The organism is Candidatus Devosia phytovorans (assembly GCA_029202405.1).
Lineage (GTDB): Bacteria > Pseudomonadota > Alphaproteobacteria > Rhizobiales > Devosiaceae > Devosia > Devosia phytovorans.
In genome coordinates this window covers 112,778-136,085 of sequence record CP119312.1, presented here as the reverse complement: position 1 = coordinate 136,085, position 23,308 = coordinate 112,778, and the positions used below count along the sequence as shown (strand labels likewise).

Sequence of the window (23,308 nt, the reverse complement as noted above, 5' to 3'; positions counted from 1 at the left end):
ACCGCCCATCAACTTTGTGACTTCCTTACACCCGGCTTCCCCGAATCGCTCCTGCAGGTGTTAAAAGTCCCCTCTGCCAGACACTGGCACGCGTTGACTCCCGATTGCCGGGACGTTCCCCGCCAATCGGAGACCTGATGAAGGTAGCAATCGACATGGGCGCCACGACGGGCGCCGCGCCCGCGACGCTCGATCTCGAAGAGCTTCTCGCCACGCGCCTGCTGGTCCAGGGCAATTCCGGCTCGGGCAAGTCGCACCTGCTGCGACGCCTGCTCGAACAGTCCGCCCCCTGGGTACAGCAATGCATCATCGATCCCGAGGGTGATTTCACCACCCTGGCGGACAAGTTCGGCCATACCGTTGTCGATGCCACCCGCACCGAGGCCGAACTCACCCGCATCGCCGCCCGCGTCCGCCAGCACCGCGTTTCCGTCGTGCTCAATCTCGAAGGCCTCGACGTCGACCAGCAGATGCGCGCCGCCGCCGCCTTCCTTGGCGGCATGTTCGATGCCGATCGCGACTATTGGTATCCTGTCCTCGTGGTCGTCGATGAGGCCCAGCTCTTTGCCCCCGCCGCCGCCGGCGAAGTGGCAGATGACGCGAGAAAGCTCTCACTTGCCGCCATGACCAACCTCATGTGCCGCGGCCGCAAACGCGGCCTTGCCGGTGTCATTGCCACCCAGCGCCTCGCCAAGCTGGCGAAGAACGTCGCGGCCGAAGCCTCCAACTTCCTCATGGGCCGTACCTTCCTCGATATCGACATGGCCCGCGCCGCCGATCTCCTTGGCATGGACCGCCGCCAGGCCGAACAGTTCCGCGATCTCGCGCGTGGACATTTCGTCGCCCTCGGCCCCGCCATTTCGCGTCGGCCGCTGCCGGTCACCATCGGCGCTGTCGAAACCTCGGCCCGCTCGACCAGCCCCAAGCTCACGCCTTTCGAGGCGCCCGTCGACGCCGCCGACCTGATCTTTACCGCCGATCCCGACGAGCTGGTGCGTCCCGTCGTGCGCCGGCCTGCTCCGCCACCGCCGCCCTCGACCAATGAACTCCTGGCCCAGCTGACCCGCGCCCGCCCGCAGGCCGAGGAAGCGCCGCAGACGCTCTTCCCCGAGATCGACGAGGCCGAACGCAGCCGCCAGATCGACGACATCATGGCCGAACTTCTCGGCGATCCCGACGCCGGCTTCCGCACCGTGGCCGTGCTCTATCAGGATTTCCTGGTCCGCTGCCGCATTCGCCGCGTCCCCGGCGAGCCCCCGGCCCTGCCCGCCTTCAAGCGCAAGCTCGCGGTCGCCCGCGTCGCCCCCGCGCCCGAAATGGCCCAGTCCGACGGCTGGCAGCAGGCGCTTTCCATGTCGGAAACCCTGACCGACGACGTCCAGGGCGTCTTCCTCGTCCTCGCCCAGGCCGCGCTCACCTCGGCGCCCTGCCCCTCCGACGCAACCCTCGCCCGCCTCTACGGCACCCATTCATCGAGCCGCGCCCGGCGCCTGCTCACCTGGTTCGAGGAACGCGGCCTCCTCGTGGTCCGTCTCGACTTCCGCCAGAACCGCGTCGTCGCCTTCCCGGACCTGAACGCCGAAACCGCGCCCGGTGACCCGAATGGTCCGGATGCCTTGGTCGATGTCCGCGGGGCGGCTGAATAGGGCCACAGCCTCGATGTCATCCCGGCCTTGAGCCGGGACCCATCTCGATATGCAAGAACGGCCGCAAGGTCGTCGTGCTGAGCACAAACACCTCGCGGCCGTGGAAAAATCTCAGGATGGACCCCGGCTCAACGCCGGGGTGATACCGAGTTTGTGGAACCCTCAATCGTCCTCCACAAACACCTCTTTCCGCTTCTTCCTTATGCTCGGCAGCACCGCAATCACCACCGCCGCCAGAGCCAGCGCCAGCAGCGTCGCCGAGATCGGCCGCGTCACAAACACCATCGGATCCCCGCGGGAAATGATCATCGCCCGCCGCAAATGTTCTTCCAGCAGCGGTCCCAAAACGAACCCCAACAACAGCGGCGCCGGTTCGCAGCCGAACCGCATCAGCACATAGCCGACCACGCCGAAGAAGCCGATCGCATAGACGTCATAGATGTTCTGATTGATCGAGTAGCAGCCGATGCAGGCAAACAGCACGATCGCCGGGAACAGCGCCCGATAAGGAATGGACAGCATCTTCACCCACAGCCCGATCAGCGGCAGGTTGAGCAGCACCAGCAGCACATTGCCGATCCACATCGAGGCGATGATGCCCCAGAACAGCGCCGGCTGGTCGTTGATCACATTCGGTCCCGGCGTAATGCCCTGGAGAATGAACGCCCCCACCATCAGCGCCATCACCGGATGAGCCGGAATGCCCAGCGTCATCAGCGGAATGAACGAGGTCTGCGCCGCGGCATTATTCGCCGATTCCGGCCCCGCCACGCCCTCGATCGCCCCATGCCCGAATTCTTCGGGCGTCTTGCTCAGCCGTTTCTCCGCCGAATACGAAGCAAACGACGCCAGAATATGCCCGCCACCCGGCAGAATGCCGAGCACCGAACCCAGCGCCGTACCGCGCACCACCGGCGCCGCGATCCGCTTGAAGTCGTCCTTGGTCAGCCACAGGTTCTTGACGGCCTTGACCATGATGTCGCGGCCCTTCTCGTTCTCGAGATTGCGCAGGATTTCGGCCACGCCGAAAATACCCACCGCCACCGAAACGAAGTTCAGCCCCGAATAGAGTTCGCGAATGCCGAAGGTGAAGCGCGGCTGGCCGGTGTAGATGTCCTGCCCCACCATGCCCAGCAGCAGCCCCAGCACGATCATCGCCAACGCCTTCAGAATTGACCCATGCGCCAGCGCGATGGAAACCAGAAGGCCCAGGACGATCAGTGCGAAATATTCCGGCGCCCCGAAATTGAGCGCAGCTCGCGCCAAGGGCGGCGCGAAGAATGCCAGCAGCAGCGTACCAACGGTGCCCGCAAAGAACGAGCCCAGCGCCGCCGTCGCCAGTGCGGGCCCGGCCCGACCCTTCTTGGCCATCTGATAGCCGTCGATCGCCGTCACCGCGGAGGAGCTTTCCCCCGGCAGGTTGATCAGGATTGCCGTGGTCGAGCCGCCATATTGCGCGCCGTAATAGATGCCCGCCAGCATGATCAGCGCCGTCGCCGGCGACAGCGAAAAGGTGATCGGCAGCAGCATGGCAATGGTCGCCGTCGGCCCGATGCCTGGCAGCACGCCAACCAGCGTGCCCAGCAGCACGCCGATGAAACAATAGAAGATATTGACCGGGTCCAGCGCGACCGAAAAGCCCAGGCCCAGTGAAGCAATGATGTCCATGTCTTATGCTCCCAGCGGACCGAGCCACAGGCCGAACAGCGGCACGCTCATGCCCAGGCCAATGACGAAAATCAGGGTACACATCACGGTCAGCGTGATGGCGAGGAGGATCGAAAACACCGGGGAATTCAGCCGGCTCGACATGGCAGCAGCAAAGCTCGAAATCAGCACCACCGGCACAAAGCCCAGTCCCCGGATCGTCGCGCCGAAGAAGATCACCACGCCGATGATCAGCGCAATGCCGCGCCAGCTTGGCGCCAGCAGCGCCTCCTCATCTGGCTTGTTCCAGCCCGCCGCCGCGACGGCTATGCCCAGCGCCGCCAGCACGGCCCCGAGAAACAGGGGCATGAACCCCGGCCCCATGCGGAACGCCGTTCCCACTTCGTAGTTCAGCGATTCAATGGCGAAATAGCCCCCAGCCAGCACAAAGATGCCGCCCGACACGAGGTCCTTGGTCGCAAAATTCGAGACTGCCACAGCCGCCTCCTCCCCATTTTATTGTTTGCAAAGATGGGCCCACAACCGCGGTGTCACCCCGGCCTTGAGCCGGGGCCCATCTCGAGATCAAGCCACAGCCGCGAGGTGCCGCCTCTCGGCGAGACCTCGCATTGTGTCACGCATCAATCCGCATAGACGCCTGCGGCTTCGATCACGCCGCGCCACAGCTCAATCTGGCTGGTCAGCGTTTCGGTCAGCGCGGCGGGCGTGGCTTCTTCCGCCGTCACCGGCGTCGTGCCCAGTTCGGCAAAGCGGCTGATCACCGTCTCATTGGCCAGGGCCGCCTGCAGCGAAGCTTCGAGCTTTTCGATGATAGCGGCATCCGTGCCGGCCGGCGCATAGAGCCCGTGCCACACGCCGATTTCGAGCTCGAGCCCGCCTTCAGCCGTGGTCGGCACATCCGGAAGCGCAGCAAGCCGCGCGGCCGTCGTCACGCCATAGGCCTTCACTTCACCGGCCAGGATCTGGCTCGTCGTATTGGTCGTCTGGTCGCAGATCATGTCGATCTGGCCGCCGATGATGTCGGTCATGGCCGGGCCGGCGCCCTGATAAGGCACTGTGGTCATCTGCGTATCCAGCGCATCCATCAGCAGCATGCCGCAAAGCTGGCTCGCCGAACCGATGCCGGCATGGGCATAGGTGACATTCTCGCCATTGGCCTTGATGAACTCCATCAGCTCCGCCAGCGTCGTCGGCTCGAGATCCTTGCGCGCCACCAGTGTCATCGGCACCGAGGTGATCAAACCGATCGGTGCGAAATCCGTGGTCGGATCATAGGGCAGGCTGCGATAAAGCGTCGGCGCGGTCGACATGCCGATATGGTGCAGCAGCAGCGTATAGCCGTCGTTGGGCGCCGTCGCGACCTGGCCCGCACCCAGCGTACCACCGGCCCCACCCACATTCTGGATCACCACTTGCTGGCCCAGGTCCTGGCTCATCACCTCAGCCACGAGGCGCGCCACCGTGTCAGTCGGGCCACCGGCCGAGAAGGGCACGACCACCGTGATCGGCTTGGTCGGATAGTCCTGCGCGAAGGCAGAACCGGCAAAGCTGAGGCCCGCAAACAGCGCACCCGTGGCGAGTGTAAGAACAGTCTTCTTCATTATTGTCCTCCCGGATTGTATTGGGCACTGGCTCCCCGCCACGCCCATGGCCTCCTCATTGCAAAGCCCATGCCAACTCAAAAACGCAAGGCAGATATGCAATTCCAGAAACCTATGTTAGCACATTGGGCAAGAACTTGCCGACGCTCATGGCAGGTTTTGGCAAGAAATTGCCACAGGAGGATCATTGGCCAGCCGCTTCGCCTTCCGCGACATGCTGCATCGCCGCCAGCTCTCACTGGCTGGCGTCGCTCTGGCCCTTGTCCTCGCCACCGGCTGGGCCGCCTTCGAAATCGCCCTCTCCGGCGTCATCGCCGCTGCCGGCCAGCAATCCGACCGCCGCTTGGCTCTTTTCGATCGCACGCTCGTCGCCATGATCGAGCGCTTCCACTACCTCCCCTCTTCCATTTCCCTCGCCGCCGAAACCCGCGCCATCCTTGCCGATCCCGCCAATCCCGACCTGCGCGAAGCCGCCAACGGCTTCCTCTCCCGCATCAACGACACCTCCGGTGCCAGCGAACTCTTCATCATGGCCGTTGACGGCAATGTCGTCGCCGCCTCCAACTGGTGGGCCTATGATAGCTTCGTCGGCGAGGACCTCGGCTTCCGCCCCTATTTCATCGAAGCCATGGCCGATGGCGATGCCAAATTCTACGCGCTGGGCACCGTCACCGGCGTCGCCGGCTATTTTCTCGCCCGCCGCATCGACGGCGCCGATGGCCCGCTTGGCGTAGCCGTCACCAAGATCAATCTCGGCGAGATCGAAGCCAATTGGTGGCGTTCGGGCGAACTCATCACCATTGTCGATCTCAACAATGTCGCCATTCTCTCCACCCGACCCGACTGGCGCTATCGTCCGCTGGCTCTGGTCGCTCCCGGCGAAATCTCCCGCATTGATGGTCAGCGCCTTTATGGCCCCGGCGGCCTTGAAAACAAGCCCATCGCCGCCGATATCTGGCCCTCTCGCGGCGCCATCATGGCCTATATCGCCGGCTCCGACAGCGAAACCGCCGGCGTCTTCCTGATGGATGAAATGCGCCTCCCCACACATCAGTGGCGCATTGTCTCCTTCACCCCCACCGACCCGCTCTTCCGCGACGCCTGGGTCGCCGCCGCAGCCGCCGCCCTCGCGGCCGCTGCCCTCCTCCTCATTGTCGTCCTGCTCTTCCAGCGCCAGCGCAATATCGCCCAGCGCCTGGCCGATCGCGAAAGCCTCGAGCAGCGCGTCGCCGAACGCACCGAGGATCTCTACATCACCAATGAAGCCCTGCGCGAGGAGATCGCCGACCGCATCCGCGCGGAAAATGCCGAGCGCGAGGCCCAGCATGGCCTCGTTCAGGCCGCAAAGCTCGCCAGCCTCGGCCAGGCCCTGGCTGGCGTCGCCCACGAGGTCAGCCAGCCCGTCGCGGCGCTGACCACCCATATCGCCAGCGCCAAGCTCATCGCCACCCAGCGCCAGGACGCAGACATTGGCACCATCCTCTCCACCATGGACAAGGTCGTCGACCGCCTCTCGGCCCTGACCGGGCATCTCAAGACTTTCGCCCGCAAGGAAACCCGCGTCGAAATGCAGGCCGACCTCGCCATGGTCATCACCAATGCCCTCGACCTGGTCGATCACAAGCTGAAAGCCTTCGGCGTGGACGTCGAATATACCCGCCACCGCGGGTTGCTGCTGGTCGCCGGGAATCCCGTCCACATCGAACAGGTCCTCATCAACCTCATCTCCAACGCCGCCGACGCCATGGAGCACCAGTCGCTGCGCGTCCTCTCCATCGGCGTCCGCAAGGCAGCCAGAGCCGTCGAGATCTCGGTCACCGACACCGGCTCCGGCATCGCCGCCACCGAACTGACCAGCCTGTTCGATCCCTTCTATTCCACCAAGGACGCCGGCCGCGGCCTCGGTCTCGGCCTCTCGATCTCCTATGGCCTTGTCCGCGACATCGGCGGTGCCATCACCGTCGCCAGTACGCCCGGCAAGGGCTCGACCTTTACCGTAAGACTACCGCTGGCCCAGCTGCCGGCAATGACCAGAGAGACTTCTCCATGACCAATCCCACCGTCCTCATCGTCGACGACGAGGAAATGGTCCGCACCGCCCTCGAACAATGGCTCCGCCTCTCCGGCTTTGTCACCCACGTCGCTACCAATGCGAGTGACGCCCTCGCCATGCTTGACGATACAAGGCCGCAGGTCATCCTCACCGACGTTCGCATGCCCGGCCTCTCCGGCCTCGACCTGTTGCGCCATGTCCGGGAAAAGAGCCTCGGCTCCGAAGTCATCCTCATCACCGGCCATGGCGATGTGCCCATGGCCGTCGAAGCCATGCGCGGCGGCGCCTTCGATTTCCTGCAAAAGCCCTATGTGCCCGACCAATTGGTCAAAACCCTGCGCCGCGCCGCCGAACAGTCCGGCCTCAAGCGCGAAGTCGCCGAACTCCGCCGCAAGCTCGATGGCGGCGAAATGGAGCTTTCCACCCGCCTCGTCGGCGCCTCCCGCGTCATGGAGGACCTGCGCCACGCCGTGCGCGAACTCGCACCCATCCCCACCGACGTCATCATCCTGGGCGAAACCGGCACCGGCAAGGAAGTCGTCGCCCGCTGCCTGCACGATTTCTCGCCCAGGGCAAAAGGTCCCTTCGTCGCCGTCAATTGCGCTGCCATTCCCGCCGAGCTGATCGAAAGCGAACTCTTCGGCCACGAAGCCGGCGCCTTCACCTCGGCGCGGGAAAAACGCATCGGCAAGTTCGAATTCGCCGATGGCGGCACGCTGCTGCTCGACGAGGTGGAATCCATGCCCCTCCTGGCCCAGGCAAAAGTCCTGCGCGTCATTCAGGAGCGCATGGTCGAACGCGTCGGCTCCAATCGTCAGATCCCGCTCGACGTCCGCATCATCGCCGCTTCCAAGGTCGATCTCGGCGCCGAAAGCGAAGCCGGCCGCTTCCGCTCCGATCTCTACTATCGCCTGAACTTGGCGACCATTCACCTCGCCCTGCTGCGCGATCGCGGCGATGACGCAGTGCTTCTGTTTCACCACTTCCTCGGCCAGGCCGCCCAGCGCTTCAACAGGCCCGCGCCCCCGCTCCACCCCGCCGACATCAACGCCATCCTGACCCACACCTGGCCCGGCAATGTCCGCGAGTTGAAAGCCGCCGCCGACCGCTTCGCCCTCGGCCTCGACACCACCGGCCGCTCCCTCGACACCATCCTCGGCAGCAAGGCGCCGCCGGTTCCCTCCACCGCCAGCCTCGCCGACCGCCTCGCCGCCTACGAGCGCCACCTCATCGAAGCCGAACTCGCCCGCCACAACGACTCCATCGCCGCCGTCGTCGACGCCCTCCAGGTTCCACGCAGAACATTGAGCGAGAAGATGACAAGGCTCGGCGTAAGACGATGAGACCCTGCCACGCCCTCGTGGTTCGAGGCTCGTGAAGAACTCGCACCTCACCATGAGGGCTACTGGGAACTTGATGCATCAACAGCCCTCATGGTGAGGTGGGAGCGCAGCGACCCTCGAACCACGAGGGCGTGGCACCAGGATCCCGGCTCAAGGCCGGGATGACATTGAGCGCGTGGAAGCACCTGTTATAAGCACTGCACTCTCCCGGCCGCCCAGGACCCGCCCATGACCATCGATCTCGCCAAAGTCGAAGCCACCCTCCTCCGCGCCGCCGAAGCCGCCGCCGCCCACACTCTCCCCCTCTTCCGCACCTCCCTCGGCGTCGACAACAAGCTCGATTCCGGCTTCGACCCCGTCACCGAGGCCGATCGCGGCGCCGAGACCGTCATCCGCGCCGTCATCGCCGAAGCTTTTCCCGACCACGCCATCATCGGCGAGGAATGGGGCTCTTCCGGCGACAGCGACTACACCTGGATCATCGACCCGGTCGACGGCACCCGTGCCTTCATCTCCGGGGCTCCCGTCTGGGGCACGCTGATCGGCTTTGCCCACAAGGGCGTCGCCATTTCCGGCCTGATGAGCCAGCCCTTCATCGGCGAAACCTTCCTCGCCGTCCCCGGCCGCTCCACCTATCTGCGCAACGGCCAGACCACGCCAAACCGCACCAGCGGCCAGACCGAACTCGCCCCGTCGCGCGTCTTCACCACCACCCCCGCCCTCTTCCGCACGCCCGAACTGATGAGCAAGTGGACCGCGATAGAATCCGCTACCCGCCTTCAGCGCTTCGGCATGGATTGCTACGGCTATGCCCTGCTCGCCGCCGGCCACGCCGATCTGGTCGTGGAACCCTTCCTCAACACCTATGATATCGCCGCGCTCGTCCCGATCATTCGCGAAGCCGGCGGCGCCATCGCCTGCTGGGACGGTTCCGACCCCACCCCGGGCGGCAATGTCGTCGCCGCCGCCACCCCCGAATTGCTGGAAAAAGCCCTGACCCTGGTCAACGCCAGCTAGCAGGCACCGGTAGCTAGACGCTCTGCTGAGTGATGAACGCGTCAAACGCCGCAAACACCTGCGCGCGGATGGCATCGGTTTCCATGAACAGCTCATGCCGCGCCCCGGCAATCACCACATGCCGCCCGTTGCGCATGCGCAGGCCCAGGTTTTCGATTGCCCGCGTGGAAACCACCTCGTCCCGCGCCGCCGCCAGCATCAGCAGCGGGATCTTGATCCGCGCCGGAAATGTCTCCGATGTCGCCTCCGCCATCGCCCCGAAGGCCGAAGCGGCCCAGCGCACCGTCGGCGCCGCGATCTCGAGGTCCGGCCGCGCCCGGATCACATCCACCGCCCGCATATAGCGCACCACGTCGCCGGTCAGCGGATTATTGGCAAAGCCGCCATCGCTGGCTTCCCGGTCCTGCCGTCGCGCCACCGGCATCTGCCCCAGCCCGAAAAAGCTCAGCGTTTCAGTCAGTCGCGCCATATTGGTCATGCTGACCGGTTGCCGATCCAGCGCCACCATCGGCGCGGACAGGAAGATACGCTCAAACATCATTCGATCGTGAATGCCGGCATAGAGCGACACCAGCCCACCCATCGAATGCCCGACCAGGTAAAACGGCGGCGGACAGTCAGGCAGCAATATCTCCTGATGGAAACTGCGCAGGTCGGTCCAATAGTCCTCGAAGCGATCGACATAGCCGAGCTTGCGATTGCCGATCAGCCGGTCCGACCCGCCCTGCCCGCGCCAGTCGAATGTCGCGACGGCAAAGCCGCGTCGCCGGAAATCGGCGATCGTCTCGAAATATTTCTCGATATATTCGGTCCGCCCTTGAACGAGGCAGATCGTCCCCCGATGCGCGCCCTCCGACTTCGGCCAGATCGCATAGCGCAGCCGCACATTGTCGATTGTCTTGAAATACCCGACCCGCCCGCCCTCCGGCACCGGATTGGACGCAACATTGGCCAGCTCGGGTCCCTGGGCATCGACAACAGCGTTCATCTTGAGGCTCTCCGCAACGCATCGCTGTTAGAGCAGAGAGATTGAAAAAGAAAAACCGGCATCTCTGACAGGAGACACCGGTTTATCTTGTAGATGCGGCCCATGCGGGGGGCGGGTGATGAACCGCATTGACCGTGTTCTAGTCCAGCGACCCTGAACTCAACCGGACTCCGTCGTTCATATTCCGTTCAGAATTGAACAAAGGCTACCGCAGGCTCAATCGGTCCCTCCCCCTTTTCAGGGGGAGGATAGGTGAGGGTACCAAGCAGAGACTCTTCACCCTTGAACCCGCCAAAACCCCACCTACATTTCAATCGTTCGCCGGATCAGCCGGGAACCCCGACCTCGAAAATCATCGCTCGCCTAATGCTGGGAGCGCTGTCCGAGACCCCCGGGACATCCACGTTGCTTGAAGAAAGAATGTGAAAATGCAGACCATCGATTTTTCCCCCTTCTATCGTTCGACCGTCGGTTTCGACCGCGTTTTCAATCGTCTCGACACGCTCGTCGGGCAGGAAGCCAAGACCTACCCTCCCTACAATATCGAGCGCACCGGCGATGACGCCTACCGCATCTCGATCGCCGTCGCCGGCTTTGCCAATGGCGACATCGCCATCGAGACCAAGGAAAACAACCTGGTCGTCAAAGGCGCCAAGTCTGCCGATACTGCCGACAAGGCCCGTGAATTCCTCCATCGCGGCATTGCCGAACGCGCCTTCGAGCTGCGTTTCCAGCTGGCCGACTATGTCGAGGTCCAGGGTGCTTCGCTCGAGAACGGCCTGCTGCATCTGGAACTGAAGCGCGAACTGCCCGAAAGCAAGAAGCCACGCACCATCCAGATCAACGGCGCCACTCCGACCATCGAGGATAACTCGGTAAACTAGATGCCGGCGCTATTGCGCAAAATCGCTCCAGTGGAGCGATTTTAGGCGGCTAGGCCACGAGGGCTATGCCCGAGTGGCCCGGATTTTCCGCAAGCAAGGTCTACACCGCACCCTCGGCTCTGCCGGGGGTGTTTTGTTTTGATAGATGTCCGGAACCCCACCCGCCCCAACCAGTTGACTCTCCCGAACCCTCCAGCGTCCAAGGACTCCTCCAACATGAAAACCCCATCCATCGCTATCGAAGGCAACGGCAAATCCACCGTCATCGAAATCCTCAATGCCCGTCTTGCCGATGCCATCGATCTGGCGCTGATCACCAAGCAGGCGCATTGGAACCTCAAGGGGCCCAATTTCATCGCCGTGCATGAAATGCTCGACCCGATCCGCGCTGCCATCGATACCCATGTCGATATCATCGCCGAGCGCATTGCCCAGCTCGACGGCATCGCTTTGGGCACGTCCCAGATCGTCGCCAAATCGACGAAGCTGGACGCCTACCCGACCGATATCCGCAAGGTCCCCGATCATCTCGCAGCCCTGGCCGATCGCTTCGCCACTCTGGCCAATCAGGTCCGCGAGGATATCGACGCCACCGACGAAGCCGGTGATGCCGATGCCGCCGATATCCTCACCGCCTTTTCCCGCGAGCTCGACAAGGACCTCTGGTTCATCAAATCCCATCTCGAATAGGAAATCACAGGCTGATTCCCGGCCGCGACTTGCTGTAACAGGCAAGTCGCGGCGTTTTTCTGTGCCAATCCGGGAGAGAACCCTACAGTCTCCTACACAAAAATCGGCGAAGTCCTATTTTTCGTGTCAGATTGATGGCAAACACGCTTGCTCCCAGTTTGGAATTATGCAAATGTGCAGATGTTAGGGCAGCACGACTGTCCTATCTGACGCGTCGCCCGGCTCTCCGCCGCCAGCACGCACGCTGGTCCGGCTGGCCCACTTCAGGTAAGTGGAAACGGATAGGCGGGGTTGTGAGACAACCGAAAATTCGAGTGGCCATTTGGATGCAGCGCCACTCTCCAAAAATGGATGCATTTGACAATGCGAGCCGTACTATAGAAGTACGACCCGCTCCAAGGATGCGCCCAGAGGACAAGACTGCATCCAGCGGGCCGGCGACCGGCAACATCAGGATGCTTGACCAATAGCGAACCAAGCCCGGCAACGGGCGCGATCAACCAGCGAGGACACTATCATGGCACACGAGCAGAACGGATTTCTCCCTCCGGTCACAGCGATTGCCACCACTCGCAAAACCACTCTGATCGAAAATTCGCGCCGCGTCGTCTCTGGCCGCCCCGAGGCCCAGGGTCTTTATGATCCGGCCAACGAGCATGATGCCTGCGGCATCGGCATGATCGCCAATATCAAGAACAAGCCCAGCCACGAAGTGGTGCAGAAGGGTCTCGAAATCCTCGAGAACCTCGAGCATCGCGGCGCCGTGGGTGCCGATCCGCTGATGGGCGACGGCGCCGGCATTCTCGTGCAGACCCCCCATGCCTTCTTCAAGAAGGTCATGGACTTCGCCCTGCCGGAAAAGCACCACTATGCCGTGGCCATGCTGTTCTATCCCAACATTGTGGACCTGCGTGACCGCTGCGCCGAAGCCGTGCGCGGCGTCCTCGCCAAGGAAGGCTTGACGCTCCTCGGCGAGCGCGTGGTCCCCACCGACAATTCGCCCCTCTCCGAAGGCGTCATCGCCACCCAGCCGATCATCGAGCAGATGGTTATCGCCCGCCCCGATGGCCTTTCCCTCGACGAGTTCGAGCGCAAGCTGCTGATCGTCCGCAAGGTGATTTCCAACTCGGTCTACGCCGCCATTCCCGAAAGCGATGGCGACAACGGCTTCTACGTCGTCTCCATGTCGGCCCGCACAGTGGTCTACAAGGGCATGTTCCTCGCCGACCAGCTCGGCAAGTTCTACACCGACCTGCACGACGAGAGATTCGAGTCTGCGATTGCCCTGGTCCACCAGCGCTTCTCGACCAATACCTTCCCCTCCTGGAAGCTGGCCCATCCCTACCGCATGACCACCCACAATGGTGAAATCAACACCATCCGTGGCAACGTCAACTGGATGGCCGCCCGCCAGGCCTCGGTCTCCTCGCCCCTCTTTGGCGAAGAGATCAACAAGATCTGGCCCATCTCCTACGAAGGCCAGTCCGACACCGCCTGCTTTGACAACGCGCTCGAATTCCTCGTGCGCGGCGGCTATTCCCTGCCTCACGCCGCCATGATGCTGATCCCCGAAGCCTGGGCCGGCAATCCGCTGATGGATGAGACGCGCCGCGCTTTCTATCAGTATCACGCGGCCCTGATGGAGCCATGGGATGGCCCCGCCGCCATGTCGCTGTCGGACGGCCGCTATGTCGTGGCGACGCTCGACCGCAACGGCCTGCGCCCCGCCCGCTACCTCGTGACCCGCGAAGGCCACGTCGTGCTGGCGTCGGAATCCGGGGTGCTCAACATTCCCGACGAAGACATCATGGAGCGCTGGCGCCTGCAGCCGGGCCGCATGCTGCTGCTCGATCTGGAAGAAGGCCGCATCATCTCCGACGAGGAGATCAAGCGCACCCTCGCCACCAAGCACCCCTATGCCGAATGGCTCGCCCGTTCGCAGATCGTGCTCGAAGACCTGCCCGAAACCGAGCCCAAGGCCCCGGTCACCACCGAGTCGCTGCTCGATCGCATGCAGGCCTTCGGCTACACCCAGGAAGACATCAAGATCCTGATGGCGCCCATGGCCACCACCGGCCAGGAAGCCGTCGGCTCCATGGGCACCGATACGCCCATTTCGGCGCTGAGCCAGAAGTCCAAGCTGCTTTACACCTATTTCAAGCAGAACTTCGCCCAGGTCACCAATCCGCCGATCGATCCGATCCGCGAGGAATCGGTCATGTCGCTGGTGAGCTTCATCGGCCCGCGCCCCAACATCTTCGACCTCGAAGGCGTCAGCCGCGAGAAGCGTCTCGAAGTGCGTCAGCCCATTCTCACCAACGAGGATCTCGAAAAGATCCGCGCGATCGGTGACATGGAAGACAACCAGTTCAAGACCCGCACCATCGACATCACCTACCCCGCCGACTCTGGCGCGGCGGGCATGGAAGCAGCCATCAAGGCGATCAGCGTCGAGGCAGAGGCCGCCATCGCTGGCGAATACAACATCATCATCCTCTCCGACCGCCTGGTCGCGGCCGACCGCATCGCCATTCCCGCGCTGCTGGCGACGGCTGCCGTACATCACCATCTGATCCGCAAGGGCCTGCGCACCTCCTCGGGTCTTGTCATCGAAACCGGCGAAGCCCGCGAAATGCACCATTTCGCCATGCTGGCCGGCTATGGCGCCGAGGCGATCAACCCCTATCTCGCCTTCGAGGCACTGGCCGCGCTCCATGCCGAAGGCGAATTCCCGCCCGAGGTCGATGCCAACGAAGTCGTCTACCGCTACATCAAGTCGGTCGGTAAGGGCCTGCTCAAGGTCATGTCCAAGATGGGCATTTCCACCTACCAGTCCTATTGCGGCGCCCAGATCTTCGACGCCGTGGGTCTGCACTCCGATTTCGTCAAGCGCTTCTTCTTCGGCACCGCCACCACCATCGAAGGCGTCGGCCTGGCCGAAGTCTCCGAGGAAACCGTGCGCCGCCACCGCGACGCCTTTGGCGACGATATAGTCCTGCGCAAGGCGCTCGATGTCGGCGGCGAATATATGTACCGCATCCGCGGCGAAAAGCATGCCTGGAGCCCGGACGTCGTTGCCGATCTCCAGCACGCCGTCCGCACCCATGACGAAAGCCCCGAATCGGCCCAGCAGCGCTACGACAGCTTTGCCGCCCGCGTGAACTCTGGCGAAAACGGCTATCTTGCCATCCGTAACCTCCTCGATATCAAGCCGCTCGGCGCTGCCGTGCCGCTCGACGAGGTCGAACCGGCCGTCGATATCGTCAAGCGCTTCGTCACCGGCGCCATGTCCTTCGGCTCGATCTCGCGCGAGGCGCATACCACGCTTGCCCAGGCGATGAACCGCATTGGCGGCAAGTCCAACACCGGCGAAGGCGGCGAAGAGCCCGATCGCTACAAGCCCCTGGCTGACGGCTCGCGCAATCCCTTGCGCTCGGCCATCAAGCAGATCGCGTCCGGCCGTTTCGGCGTCACCACCGAATATCTGGTCAATGCCGACCAGCTCCAGATCAAGGTCGCCCAGGGTGCCAAGCCCGGCGAAGGCGGACAGCTCCCCGGCCACAAGGTCGACTGGGTTGTCGCCAAGACCCGTCATTCGACGCCCGGCGTGGGCCTCATATCCCCGCCGCCGCATCACGACATCTATTCCATCGAAGATCTGGCCCAGCTGATCTACGACCTCAAGAACGTCAACGAGGCGGCCGACATCTCGGTCAAGCTCGTCTCCGAAGTCGGCGTCGGCACCGTCGCGGCCGGCGTCGCCAAGGCGCGCGCCGATCACATCACCGTCTCCGGCTATGATGGCGGCACCGGCGCGTCGCCCCTGACCTCGCTCAAGCATGCCGGTGGTCCCTGGGAAATCGGCCTTGCCGAAACCCACCAGACCCTGGTCCTCAACCGCCTGCGCAGCCGCGTCGTCCTGCAGGTCGATGGTGGTCTCAAGACCGGCCGCGACGTGCTGATCGGCGCCCTGCTCGGCGCCGACGAATTCGGCTTCTCGACCGCGCCATTGATCGCGGCCGGCTGCATCATGATGCGCAAATGCCATCTCAACACCTGTCCCGTCGGCGTCGCCACCCAGGATCCGGTGCTGCGCAAGCGCTTCAAGGGCACGCCCGAGCACGTCATCAACTACTTCTTCTTCATCGCCGAAGAGCTGCGCGGCCTGATGGCCGGCATGGGTGCCCGCACCATGCAGGAACTCACCGGCCGGTCCGACCTGCTCGATCAGCGCAAGATGGTCGAATACTGGAAGAGCGAAGGCATCGATTTCACCAAGCTCATCCACAAGGCCGAGCCCATCGGCGGCGACACGCTCTATCACTCCGAGTTCCAGAACCATCATCTGGAAGCCGTGCTCGACCGCAAGCTCGTCGAACTGGCAGAGCCGGCCCTTGCCCGTGGCGAAGCCGTCCAGATCGAACTGCCGATCCGCTCGCGCGACCGTTCGGCCGGCGCCATGCTGTCCGGCGCCCTCGCCAAGAAGTATGGCCACGAAGGCCTGCCCGAGGACACCATCTCGATCCGTCTCAACGGCACGGCTGGTCAGGCCTTTGGCGCCTTCCTCGCCAAGGGCATTTCCATCGACATGGTTGGCGACGCCAATGACTATGTCGGCAAGGGCCTCTCGGGCGGCCGTATCGTCGTGCGCCCGTCGGAAAAGGCCAGCTTTGATCCCTCAAAGTCGATCATCGTCGGCAACACCGTGCTTTACGGCGCCATTGCCGGCGAGTGCTACTTCCACGGCATTGCCGGGGAACGCTTCGCCGTCCGCAACTCCGGCGCCATCGCCGTGGTGGAAGGCACCGGCGACCACGGCTGCGAATACATGACCGGCGGTGTCGTCGTCGTCATCGGCCAGACCGGCCGCAACTTTGCCGCCGGCATGTCGGGTGGCGTGGCCTATGTCCTCGACGAGGACGAGACCTTCCGCGACCGCTGCAACCTCGCCATGGTCGATCTCGAACCGGTGGCCGAGGAAGAAGCCCTCATGCAGAAGCTCCACCACCATGGTGGCGATCTCGAGTGGCATGGCCGCGTCGATATCTCCGGCGACATGACCAAGCATGATGACGAGCGCCTGCATCAGCTCATCTCCAACCATCTGCACTACACGGGCTCGGCCCGCGCCAGGATGATCCTGGATAACTGGGTCGAGATGCGTCCCAAATTCGTCAAGGTGATGCCGGTCGAATATCGCCGCGCCATCAAGGAGATGGAAAAGAAGCGCGCCCAGGGCACCATGGGCATGGCGGCAGCGGAATGAGCTTCCAGCTCTATGGCAACCTTGGGTCCGGCAACGTCCTCAAGGTGAAGTATATCGCCGATGCCATCGGCCTGCCCTTCGTCCTGCACGACATCGCTTCGCGCTCCGGCGCGACGCAGACGGCAGAATTTTTGAAGCTCAACCCCGCCGGGCAGATGCCTGTCGTGGTGCTGGAGGATGGTCGCCCGCTCGCCCAGTCCAATGCCATCCTGCGCTATCTGGCATTGGGCAGCCGCTTCATTCCGGCCGATGCCTATCAGGCGGCCAAGGTCGACGAATGGCTGTTCTGGGAACAATATAGCCATGAGCCAACCGTCGCCGTCGCCCGCGCCAGGGTCGCCTACGACGGCGTCGCCATTGCCGATCTCGACCCGAGCCTCGTTGCCCGTGGCAACAAGGCGCTCGATCGCATGGAACTGGCCCTTGAGGGCCAGAAATATCTCGTCGGCGAGACCATGACCATCGCCGACATCGCCCTTCTGGCCTATACGCGCCAGGCGCCACAGGGCGGTTTCGATCTCAATGGGCGGCCACAGCTTCTGCGCTGGATTGCCGCCTGCGAACAAGAACTTGGACTGCCTGCCTTCACGGCAGAATTTGGGGAGCAAGCACATGGGTAAGGTAACCGGCTTTCTCGAGATCGAACGCGAAGAGCCCCGCTACGAGCCGGCTTCCGACCGCATTCGCCATTTCGGCGAATTCACCATTCCCATGTCCGAAGGCCGCATTGTCGATCAGGCAGCGCGCTGCATGGATTGCGGCATTCCCTTCTGCCATGGCGATACCGGCTGCCCGGTGCACAACCAGATCCCGGACTGGAATGACCTCGTCTACAACGGCGGCTGGGAAGAGGCCTCGCTGAACCTTCATTCCACCAACAACTTCCCCGAGTTCACCGGCCGCATCTGCCCCGCGCCCTGCGAGGAAGCCTGCACGCTCAACCTCGAGGACACCCCGGTCGCCATCAAGACCGTAGAACAGGCCATTGCCGACCGCGCTATCCGCTCGGGCTGGGTCAAGCCGCAGATCAATGCCAACAAGACCGGCAAGTCGATCGGCATCGTCGGCGGCGGTCCCGCCGGCATGGCTGCGGCCCAGCAGCTCGCCCGCGCCGGCCACGATGTTCATCTCTATGAGCGCGAGCCCAAGGCCGGTGGCCTGATGCGCTATGGCATTCCCGACTTCAAGATGGAGAAGGACCACATCGACTTCCGCGTCGAGCAGATGGAAGCCGAAGGCGTCACCTTCCACTATGGCGAAAACATCGGCATCAGCCGTCCCCTGTCCGATCTTCAGAGCAAGCATGATGCCGTCCTGCTCTGCGGCGGTTCGGAAAAGCCGCGCGATGTCGACAGCGAAGGCACCGAACTGAACGGCGTCCACTACGCCATGCCCTTCCTCGTGCAGCAGAACCGTCGCCTCGGCGGCGAGGATGTGTCCGAGCAGGCCCAGCTCACCGCTGCCGGCAAGCATGTCGTCGTGGTTGGCGGCGGCGATACCGCCTCCGACTGTGTTGGCACCAGCTTCCGCCAGGGCGCCATTGCCGTCACCCAGCTCGACGTCCGCGCCATGCCGCCCGAGCTCGAGAACAAGCTGACCAACTGGCCCAACTGGGCGGTCAAGATGCGCACCTCGTCCTCCCAGGCCGAAGGCGCCATCCGCGAATTCGCCGCCGGCACGATGAAGATCATCGGCAATGCCAAGGGTCAGGTCACCGGCGTCGAATGCGCCCGCGTCGACCGCAAGCGCCAGCCCATTCCCGGCACCGAGTTCATCATCAAGGCGGACCTCGTCCTCCTCGCCATCGGCTTCGCCTCGCCTGTTTACGAAGGCATGCTCGAACAACTCGGCGGCCAGCTCGACAAGCGCGGCAATCTCTTCGCCGACACCATGAGCTACAAGACCACCGTCCCGGGCGTCTACGCCGCCGGCGACATGCGCCGCGGCCAGTCCCTCGTCGTCTGGGCCATCCGCGAAGGCCGCCAGGCCGCCCGCTCCATCGACTTCGATCTCATGGGCAAGACGGACCTGCCACGCTAAAATATGTGAACTCCCGCCCATGGCGGGAGTTCGCTTTTTCGCGCTTGAGCTACCGTCAGTGCTAGCAGTCTGCTAACGCATTCGCACCTTGCGTGACTCGGAAATGGCCATGACTCAAAAGCCCTATATCGTCGATGAACTGATCTCCGCCAAAGCCATCGCCGCCCGCGTCGAGGCGCTGGCCAAGGAGATTTCCACCCACTATGCCGACACCGACAAACTCGTCGTCGTCGGCCTCCTGCGGGGCTCCTTCATCTTCATCGCCGACCTGGTGCGCGAACTCGACCTCCCCGTCGAAGTCGATTTCCTCGAAGCCTCCTCCTATGGCAATGCCATGGAGTCATCGCGAGAAGTGCGTATTCTCAAGGACTTGCGCGGTGAGATTGGCGGCCGCGACGTCCTCGTCGTCGAAGACATTGTCGACACCGGCTATACGCTCAAGCACGTCCTCGAAATCCTCGAGACCCGCCATCCCCGCCGCATGGAAGTCTGCGCCCTGCTCAACAAACAGAGCCGCCGCGAAACCGACATATCGGCCAAATGGGTCGGCTTCGACATCCCCGACAAATTCGTCGTCGGCTACGGCATCGACTACGGCCAGCGCAACCGCAACCTGCCCCACATCGGCGCAGTTCGATTCGTCGAAGAGCCCCAGTAACTTACTGCTGCCCCGGATTGACCGCCTCGGCCGCCGGATCCACCCCGACACCGAAGTCATCAACCCGTCCCATCGGCGCCGTCATCAGCTGTTCCAACGTGAACGGCGGCGCCACCACCGGCACGCTATTGGCTGTCAGCAGCTCGCTCGCCCGCGCCGGCACCCGGCTGATCGGGATCACCGCCCCCGCCACTTCGAGCAGCCGCACCTGCCCCAGCCCCTGATACGGCGGCCGCAGCATGGCTGCACCATCCGTTCCCAGCAGCGGATCGGCCACTGCGATGGAAACACTGCCCCCGCGATAAAACGCACTGATGCTCTGGCTGATATAGAAGGCCAGCTTGTCCGAACCGGCTGCCGAAAAGTGAATCCCGTCATCCTTGCGCATCTGCGCCGTCTGCCCGTTCACATCCGGACCCGATGACGAATACTTCCCGTCTTCGCCCAGAAACCGTTCGTAAATATCGAGAAATTCCGCCCCGCCGGAAAAGCTCGCCAGCCGCTGGATATTGCTGATCTGGCTGATATCAGCCGAATATTCCGCCTTGGCCATCGGCGGCAGCCCCACCCAGATCACCGGCTTGCGTGCAGCCCGCAACTTCCCCAGAAACGCATTGATCCGTGCTTGATAGGCCGCCGTCCACTGCTCGGTCAGAGGCGCATAATTGGTCCCATTGACCCGGATTTCCTGCCGGTCATTGACGCCGATGATTACCACCGCGAGGTCGAAACTGTCCTCGGCAATCTGCTGATCGATCGCCGCATCCCAGTCGAAATAATCCTCACGCACGAAGCCCGAATTGCCCACGCCCTGTTTGACCACGACAAGGTTCGGATCCTCGGCATAGAACCGCTCCAGCGCCCGGCTGAGGTCGATGGCAAGACTATCGCCGAACACCGCCAGCCGCGTCGCGTCCAGCGCCTTTTCCACCTGCGGCTTGGGCGGCGGCAGGGCCGCCTGTGGCGCCGGTGCCGCCTGTGTTCGCCGCGGCTGTTGCTGCGCCGGCGCCGGCTGCTGCGGCTCATCGCCAAACAGCAGATCGAACAATGTCCGTCGCCGCTGCTCCTGCGCCACCAGTACGGAATCCTGCGCAAACGCCGGCGTCATGTCGGTGACGACAAGCAATCCCACCAGCAATGCCACGACGTAACGCATCAGGCTCTCGTGCTCATTTCAGCCAGAAATCTCTAGCAAGCCGTGCTTAACAAAGCCACGCGGTCCGCATCACGTTACCGCGCCGCCGCAGCCAGTTCATCGTAACTGGCCCGGGTGATGAACCCGTCGGCCACCTCGCCCCGTGCCGCCTGGAACCGCGCATAGGCCTCCTGGCTCACCGGCCCCAGCCGCCCGTCCACCGCGCCCTGGTAATAGCCCAGCTGCAGCAGTGCCTGCTGAATGCCCTGCCTTTGGCCGAGATTGGGCAGAGCGACACTGCGCGGCCAGTCATCGACATAGCCGCCCCCACCCTTCAGCCGGTCCGTCATATGCGCCACGCTCATGGCGTAGCTGTCCGAAAAATTATAGCCCTTGAGCACCAGGTAATTCCCGGTCATCAGGAATTTCGGCCCATCCTTGCCGGCCGGCACATAGAGGAACACCGCAAGGTTTGGATCGGCAAACTGCCGTCCCGCCACCCGCGCAATCCCGCGCTCGGCAAAAAACGACACCGGCCGCATTTCCGTCCGCGTCGCCAACAGGTAGTCAAACCCCTCCGGCACCACGACTTCCATGCCCCAGTCCACACCCGGCTGATAGCCGAGATCGCGCAGGAATTTCGCACTCGTCGCCAGCGCATCGGCCAGCGATCCATGCAGGTCCACCTTGCCGTCGCCATCGCCATCGCTGCCATGCGCCAGCACATTGCTCGGATTGACCTGCAGATGCCCGATCGCCCCGGCCCATGAACCCACCGGCACCACACCATCACGCTGCACCAGCAGCAGCGCCGCGATCAGGTCCTTTTCATCCTCCACCAGCCGCGTCCGCCGCTGATGCACCAGCGTCGCGAGACTGCGCACGATCGGCCTGATCAGCCCGTCATTGCCCAGCACCGCGCCATAATCGGTTTCCATTCCCCAGATGGCGCCCAGCAGATAGGGATCCACCCCATATTGCTGCCCCACCGCAGCAAACAGCGCCTGGTTCCGCCCGATCGCCGCCTTGCCGCGTTCGATCCGCCCGGAGGTCACCCGCCCCTCGATATAGTCCCACATTGGCGTGGTGAACTCGGGCTGCGTGGTGACAAGGTCAGGCACCCGCGGATCCGGCGTCAGCCCACCCATCGTCGCATCATAGACCCCTGCACTGACGCCACCAGCCAATGCCTTGGCCCGGAGCCCGGCCAAAAAGCTCTCAAAACTCTCCACCGGCTGCGCCGCAACCGGCGCAACCATCAGCATCAGAGCGACGATCGTCTTGAGAGCCCTGTTCATCCCTACCGGTTCCGCGTCATCAGATGACGCTCCCAGGCATAGGCCGTCTCGACGATCTCGTTGAGGTCGTCATGCTGTGGCACCCACCCCAGCAGGCTCCGCACCTTCTCGCCCGTCGCCGTGATCGAGGCCGGATCTCCCGCACGACGCGGACCTTCCTCGGCCTTGAAGTCCACGCCCGAAACCTTGCGCACCGTTTCCACCACCTGCCGCACCGAATAGCCCTGGCCATAGGCACAGTTGAGCGTCGTCGATTCCCCGCCCTTGCGCAGATGCTTGAGCAGCAGCGCATGCGCCGCGATCAGGTCGGTCACATGGATATAGTCGCGCACGCATGTGCCGTCCGGCGTCTCGTAGTCCGTGCCGAAAATGTCCATCCTGGCGCGCTGGCCCAGCGCCGTCTGGCAGGCCACCTTGATCAGATGCGTCGCCAGCGGCGTAGACTGCCCGCTGCGCTTGCCCGGATCGGCCCCCGCCACGTTGAAATAGCGCAGCACGCCAAAGGTCATCGGATGCGCTGCCGCCACATCCGCCAGCATCCATTCGGTCATCAGCTTGGAGCGGCCATAGGGCGACATCGGGTTGAGCGGCGTGGTTTCCACCACCGGCGCCAGCCCCGTCATGCCATAGACAGCCGCGGTCGAGGAGAAGATGAAATGCTTCACCCCGCCCTTGATCGCGGCCTCGATCAGGTTTCGTGATGTAGCCGTATTATTGGCGTAGTATTTGAGGGGATCGGTGACCGATTCCGGCACCACAATCGAGCCCGCGAAATGGATGATCTCGGTAATGCCATGTTTGTCGATCAAACGGCGCACCAGTTCGATATCGCCCGCATTGCCGCTTTCGAATGTGGCGCGACCATCGATCGCCCAGTCAAATCCGGTGACGAGATTGTCGAGCACGACAACCTTTTCGCCCGCATCGGCGAGGTTGAGCACCATATGGCTGCCGATATAGCCCGCGCCGCCGGTTACAAGAACTGTCATCGATTAACCCCGAATTCCAAATTTTCGTCCCA

At 63.4% G+C, this 23,308-nt stretch carries 17 protein-coding genes; 10 read left to right on the top strand and 7 right to left on the bottom strand.

The genetic code is table 11. The features are described 5' to 3' along the window. Positions 1-137 precede the first annotated feature (137 nt). Positions 138-1,646 (top strand): ATP-binding protein, encoded by a 1,509-nt coding sequence (locus P0Y65_00650; GenBank protein WEK04798.1) that lies wholly within the window; start codon positions 138-140, stop codon positions 1,644-1,646. A 162-nt stretch (positions 1,647-1,808) separates the two neighbouring features. Here the strand turns inward: P0Y65_00650 and P0Y65_00645 are convergent, their stop codons facing one another. The 3 genes from P0Y65_00645 to P0Y65_00635 all read right to left on the bottom strand — a co-directional run bounded on the left by P0Y65_00645 (position 1,809) and on the right by P0Y65_00635 (position 4,915). Next, a complete protein-coding gene (locus P0Y65_00645; GenBank protein WEK04797.1) occupies positions 1,809-3,314 on the bottom strand; it encodes a tripartite tricarboxylate transporter permease in 1,506 nt (501 codons plus the stop codon). 3 nt (positions 3,315-3,317) lie between these two features. Continuing rightward, positions 3,318-3,791 carry a tripartite tricarboxylate transporter TctB family protein gene (locus P0Y65_00640; GenBank protein ID WEK04796.1) on the bottom strand — a complete coding sequence of 158 codons (474 nt, stop codon included), beginning with the start codon at positions 3,789-3,791 and terminating at the stop codon, positions 3,318-3,320. Between the two features lie 143 nt (positions 3,792-3,934). After that, positions 3,935-4,915 carry a tripartite tricarboxylate transporter substrate-binding protein gene (locus P0Y65_00635; GenBank protein ID WEK04795.1) on the bottom strand — a complete coding sequence of 327 codons (981 nt, stop codon included), beginning with the start codon at positions 4,913-4,915 and terminating at the stop codon, positions 3,935-3,937. Positions 4,916-5,102: 187 nt separating this feature from the next. On the opposite strand from P0Y65_00635, the gene P0Y65_00630 reads away from it, so the two are divergent. The 3 genes from P0Y65_00630 to hisN all read left to right on the top strand — a co-directional run bounded on the left by P0Y65_00630 (position 5,103) and on the right by hisN (position 9,328). After that, complete coding sequence (locus P0Y65_00630; GenBank protein ID WEK04794.1) at positions 5,103-6,965, top strand: ATP-binding protein; 1,863 nt, start codon at positions 5,103-5,105, stop codon at positions 6,963-6,965. Next, complete coding sequence (locus tag P0Y65_00625; GenBank protein WEK04793.1) at positions 6,962-8,311, top strand: sigma-54 dependent transcriptional regulator; 1,350 nt, start codon at positions 6,962-6,964, stop codon at positions 8,309-8,311. The genes P0Y65_00630 and P0Y65_00625 overlap by 4 nt, the downstream gene beginning before the upstream one ends. Positions 8,312-8,539: 228 nt before the next feature. Next, a complete protein-coding gene (gene hisN / locus P0Y65_00620) occupies positions 8,540-9,328 on the top strand; it encodes a histidinol-phosphatase (GenBank protein WEK04792.1) in 789 nt (262 codons plus the stop codon). Positions 9,329-9,341: 13 nt separating this feature from the next. Here the strand turns inward: hisN and P0Y65_00615 are convergent, their stop codons facing one another. Then, positions 9,342-10,316, bottom strand: coding sequence for an alpha/beta hydrolase (locus P0Y65_00615; GenBank protein ID WEK04791.1), 975 nt, complete (start codon positions 10,314-10,316; stop codon positions 9,342-9,344). Between the two features lie 428 nt (positions 10,317-10,744). On the opposite strand from P0Y65_00615, the gene P0Y65_00610 reads away from it, so the two are divergent. From P0Y65_00610 to hpt, 6 genes are all read left to right on the top strand, one after another. Beyond that, positions 10,745-11,200 (top strand): Hsp20 family protein, encoded by a 456-nt coding sequence (locus P0Y65_00610; protein ID WEK04790.1) that lies wholly within the window; start codon positions 10,745-10,747, stop codon positions 11,198-11,200. Positions 11,201-11,416: 216 nt separating this feature from the next. Further along, entirely contained in the window at positions 11,417-11,890 is a 474-nt protein-coding gene (dps, locus tag P0Y65_00605; GenBank protein WEK04789.1) for a DNA starvation/stationary phase protection protein Dps, read from the top strand. Positions 11,891-12,407: 517 nt separating this feature from the next. Continuing rightward, the gene (gene gltB / locus P0Y65_00600) at positions 12,408-17,156 is read left to right on the top strand and encodes a glutamate synthase large subunit (GenBank protein ID WEK04788.1); all 4,749 of its coding nucleotides are present in this window, start codon (positions 12,408-12,410) and stop codon (positions 17,154-17,156) included. Then, positions 17,153-17,776, top strand: a complete 624-nt coding sequence (locus tag P0Y65_00595) for a glutathione S-transferase family protein (GenBank protein ID WEK04787.1) — start codon at positions 17,153-17,155, stop codon at positions 17,774-17,776. Before gltB ends, P0Y65_00595 begins: the two co-directional genes overlap by 4 nt. Further along, on the top strand, positions 17,769-19,196 hold the full coding sequence (locus P0Y65_00590; GenBank protein WEK04786.1) for a glutamate synthase subunit beta: 1,428 nt from the start codon (positions 17,769-17,771) through the stop codon (positions 19,194-19,196). Before P0Y65_00595 ends, P0Y65_00590 begins: the two co-directional genes overlap by 8 nt. 109 nt (positions 19,197-19,305) lie before the next feature. Then, entirely contained in the window at positions 19,306-19,854 is a 549-nt protein-coding gene (hpt, locus tag P0Y65_00585) for a hypoxanthine phosphoribosyltransferase (protein WEK04785.1), read from the top strand. A gap of 1 nt (position 19,855) precedes the next feature. Here hpt and P0Y65_00580 read toward each other — a convergent pair whose 3' ends face one another. From P0Y65_00580 to galE, 3 genes are all read right to left on the bottom strand, one after another. Beyond that, positions 19,856-21,010, bottom strand: coding sequence for a DUF459 domain-containing protein (locus P0Y65_00580; protein WEK04784.1), 1,155 nt, complete (start codon positions 21,008-21,010; stop codon positions 19,856-19,858). A 74-nt stretch (positions 21,011-21,084) separates the two neighbouring features. Then, on the bottom strand, positions 21,085-22,287 hold the full coding sequence (locus tag P0Y65_00575; GenBank protein WEK04783.1) for a lytic murein transglycosylase: 1,203 nt from the start codon (positions 22,285-22,287) through the stop codon (positions 21,085-21,087). Between the two features lie 2 nt (positions 22,288-22,289). Continuing rightward, positions 22,290-23,276 carry a UDP-glucose 4-epimerase GalE gene (gene galE, locus P0Y65_00570; protein ID WEK04782.1) on the bottom strand — a complete coding sequence of 329 codons (987 nt, stop codon included), beginning with the start codon at positions 23,274-23,276 and terminating at the stop codon, positions 22,290-22,292. Positions 23,277-23,308: the final 32 nt, after the last annotated feature.

What these genes read in the sequence shown, in the direction of transcription:
- P0Y65_00650 (WEK04798.1), top strand. Translation starts at nt 138, where the DNA reads ATGAAGGTAGCAATCGACATGGGCGCCACGACGGGCGCCGCGCCCGCG.
- P0Y65_00645 (WEK04797.1), bottom strand. Translation starts at nt 3,314, where the DNA reads ATGGACATCATTGCTTCACTGGGCCTGGGCTTTTCGGTCGCGCTGGAC.
- P0Y65_00635 (WEK04795.1), bottom strand. Translation starts at nt 4,915, where the DNA reads ATGAAGAAGACTGTTCTTACACTCGCCACGGGTGCGCTGTTTGCGGGC.
- P0Y65_00625 (WEK04793.1), top strand. Translation starts at nt 6,962, where the DNA reads ATGACCAATCCCACCGTCCTCATCGTCGACGACGAGGAAATGGTCCGC.
- hisN (WEK04792.1), top strand. Translation starts at nt 8,540, where the DNA reads ATGACCATCGATCTCGCCAAAGTCGAAGCCACCCTCCTCCGCGCCGCC.
- P0Y65_00615 (WEK04791.1), bottom strand. Translation starts at nt 10,316, where the DNA reads ATGAACGCTGTTGTCGATGCCCAGGGACCCGAGCTGGCCAATGTTGCG.
- P0Y65_00610 (WEK04790.1), top strand. Translation starts at nt 10,745, where the DNA reads ATGCAGACCATCGATTTTTCCCCCTTCTATCGTTCGACCGTCGGTTTC.
- dps (WEK04789.1), top strand. Translation starts at nt 11,417, where the DNA reads ATGAAAACCCCATCCATCGCTATCGAAGGCAACGGCAAATCCACCGTC.
- gltB (WEK04788.1), top strand. Translation starts at nt 12,408, where the DNA reads ATGGCACACGAGCAGAACGGATTTCTCCCTCCGGTCACAGCGATTGCC.
- P0Y65_00595 (WEK04787.1), top strand. Translation starts at nt 17,153, where the DNA reads ATGAGCTTCCAGCTCTATGGCAACCTTGGGTCCGGCAACGTCCTCAAG.
- P0Y65_00590 (WEK04786.1), top strand. Translation starts at nt 17,769, where the DNA reads ATGGGTAAGGTAACCGGCTTTCTCGAGATCGAACGCGAAGAGCCCCGC.
- hpt (WEK04785.1), top strand. Translation starts at nt 19,306, where the DNA reads ATGACTCAAAAGCCCTATATCGTCGATGAACTGATCTCCGCCAAAGCC.
- P0Y65_00580 (WEK04784.1), bottom strand. Translation starts at nt 21,010, where the DNA reads ATGCGTTACGTCGTGGCATTGCTGGTGGGATTGCTTGTCGTCACCGAC.
- P0Y65_00575 (WEK04783.1), bottom strand. Translation starts at nt 22,287, where the DNA reads ATGAACAGGGCTCTCAAGACGATCGTCGCTCTGATGCTGATGGTTGCG.
- galE (WEK04782.1), bottom strand. Translation starts at nt 23,276, where the DNA reads ATGACAGTTCTTGTAACCGGCGGCGCGGGCTATATCGGCAGCCATATG.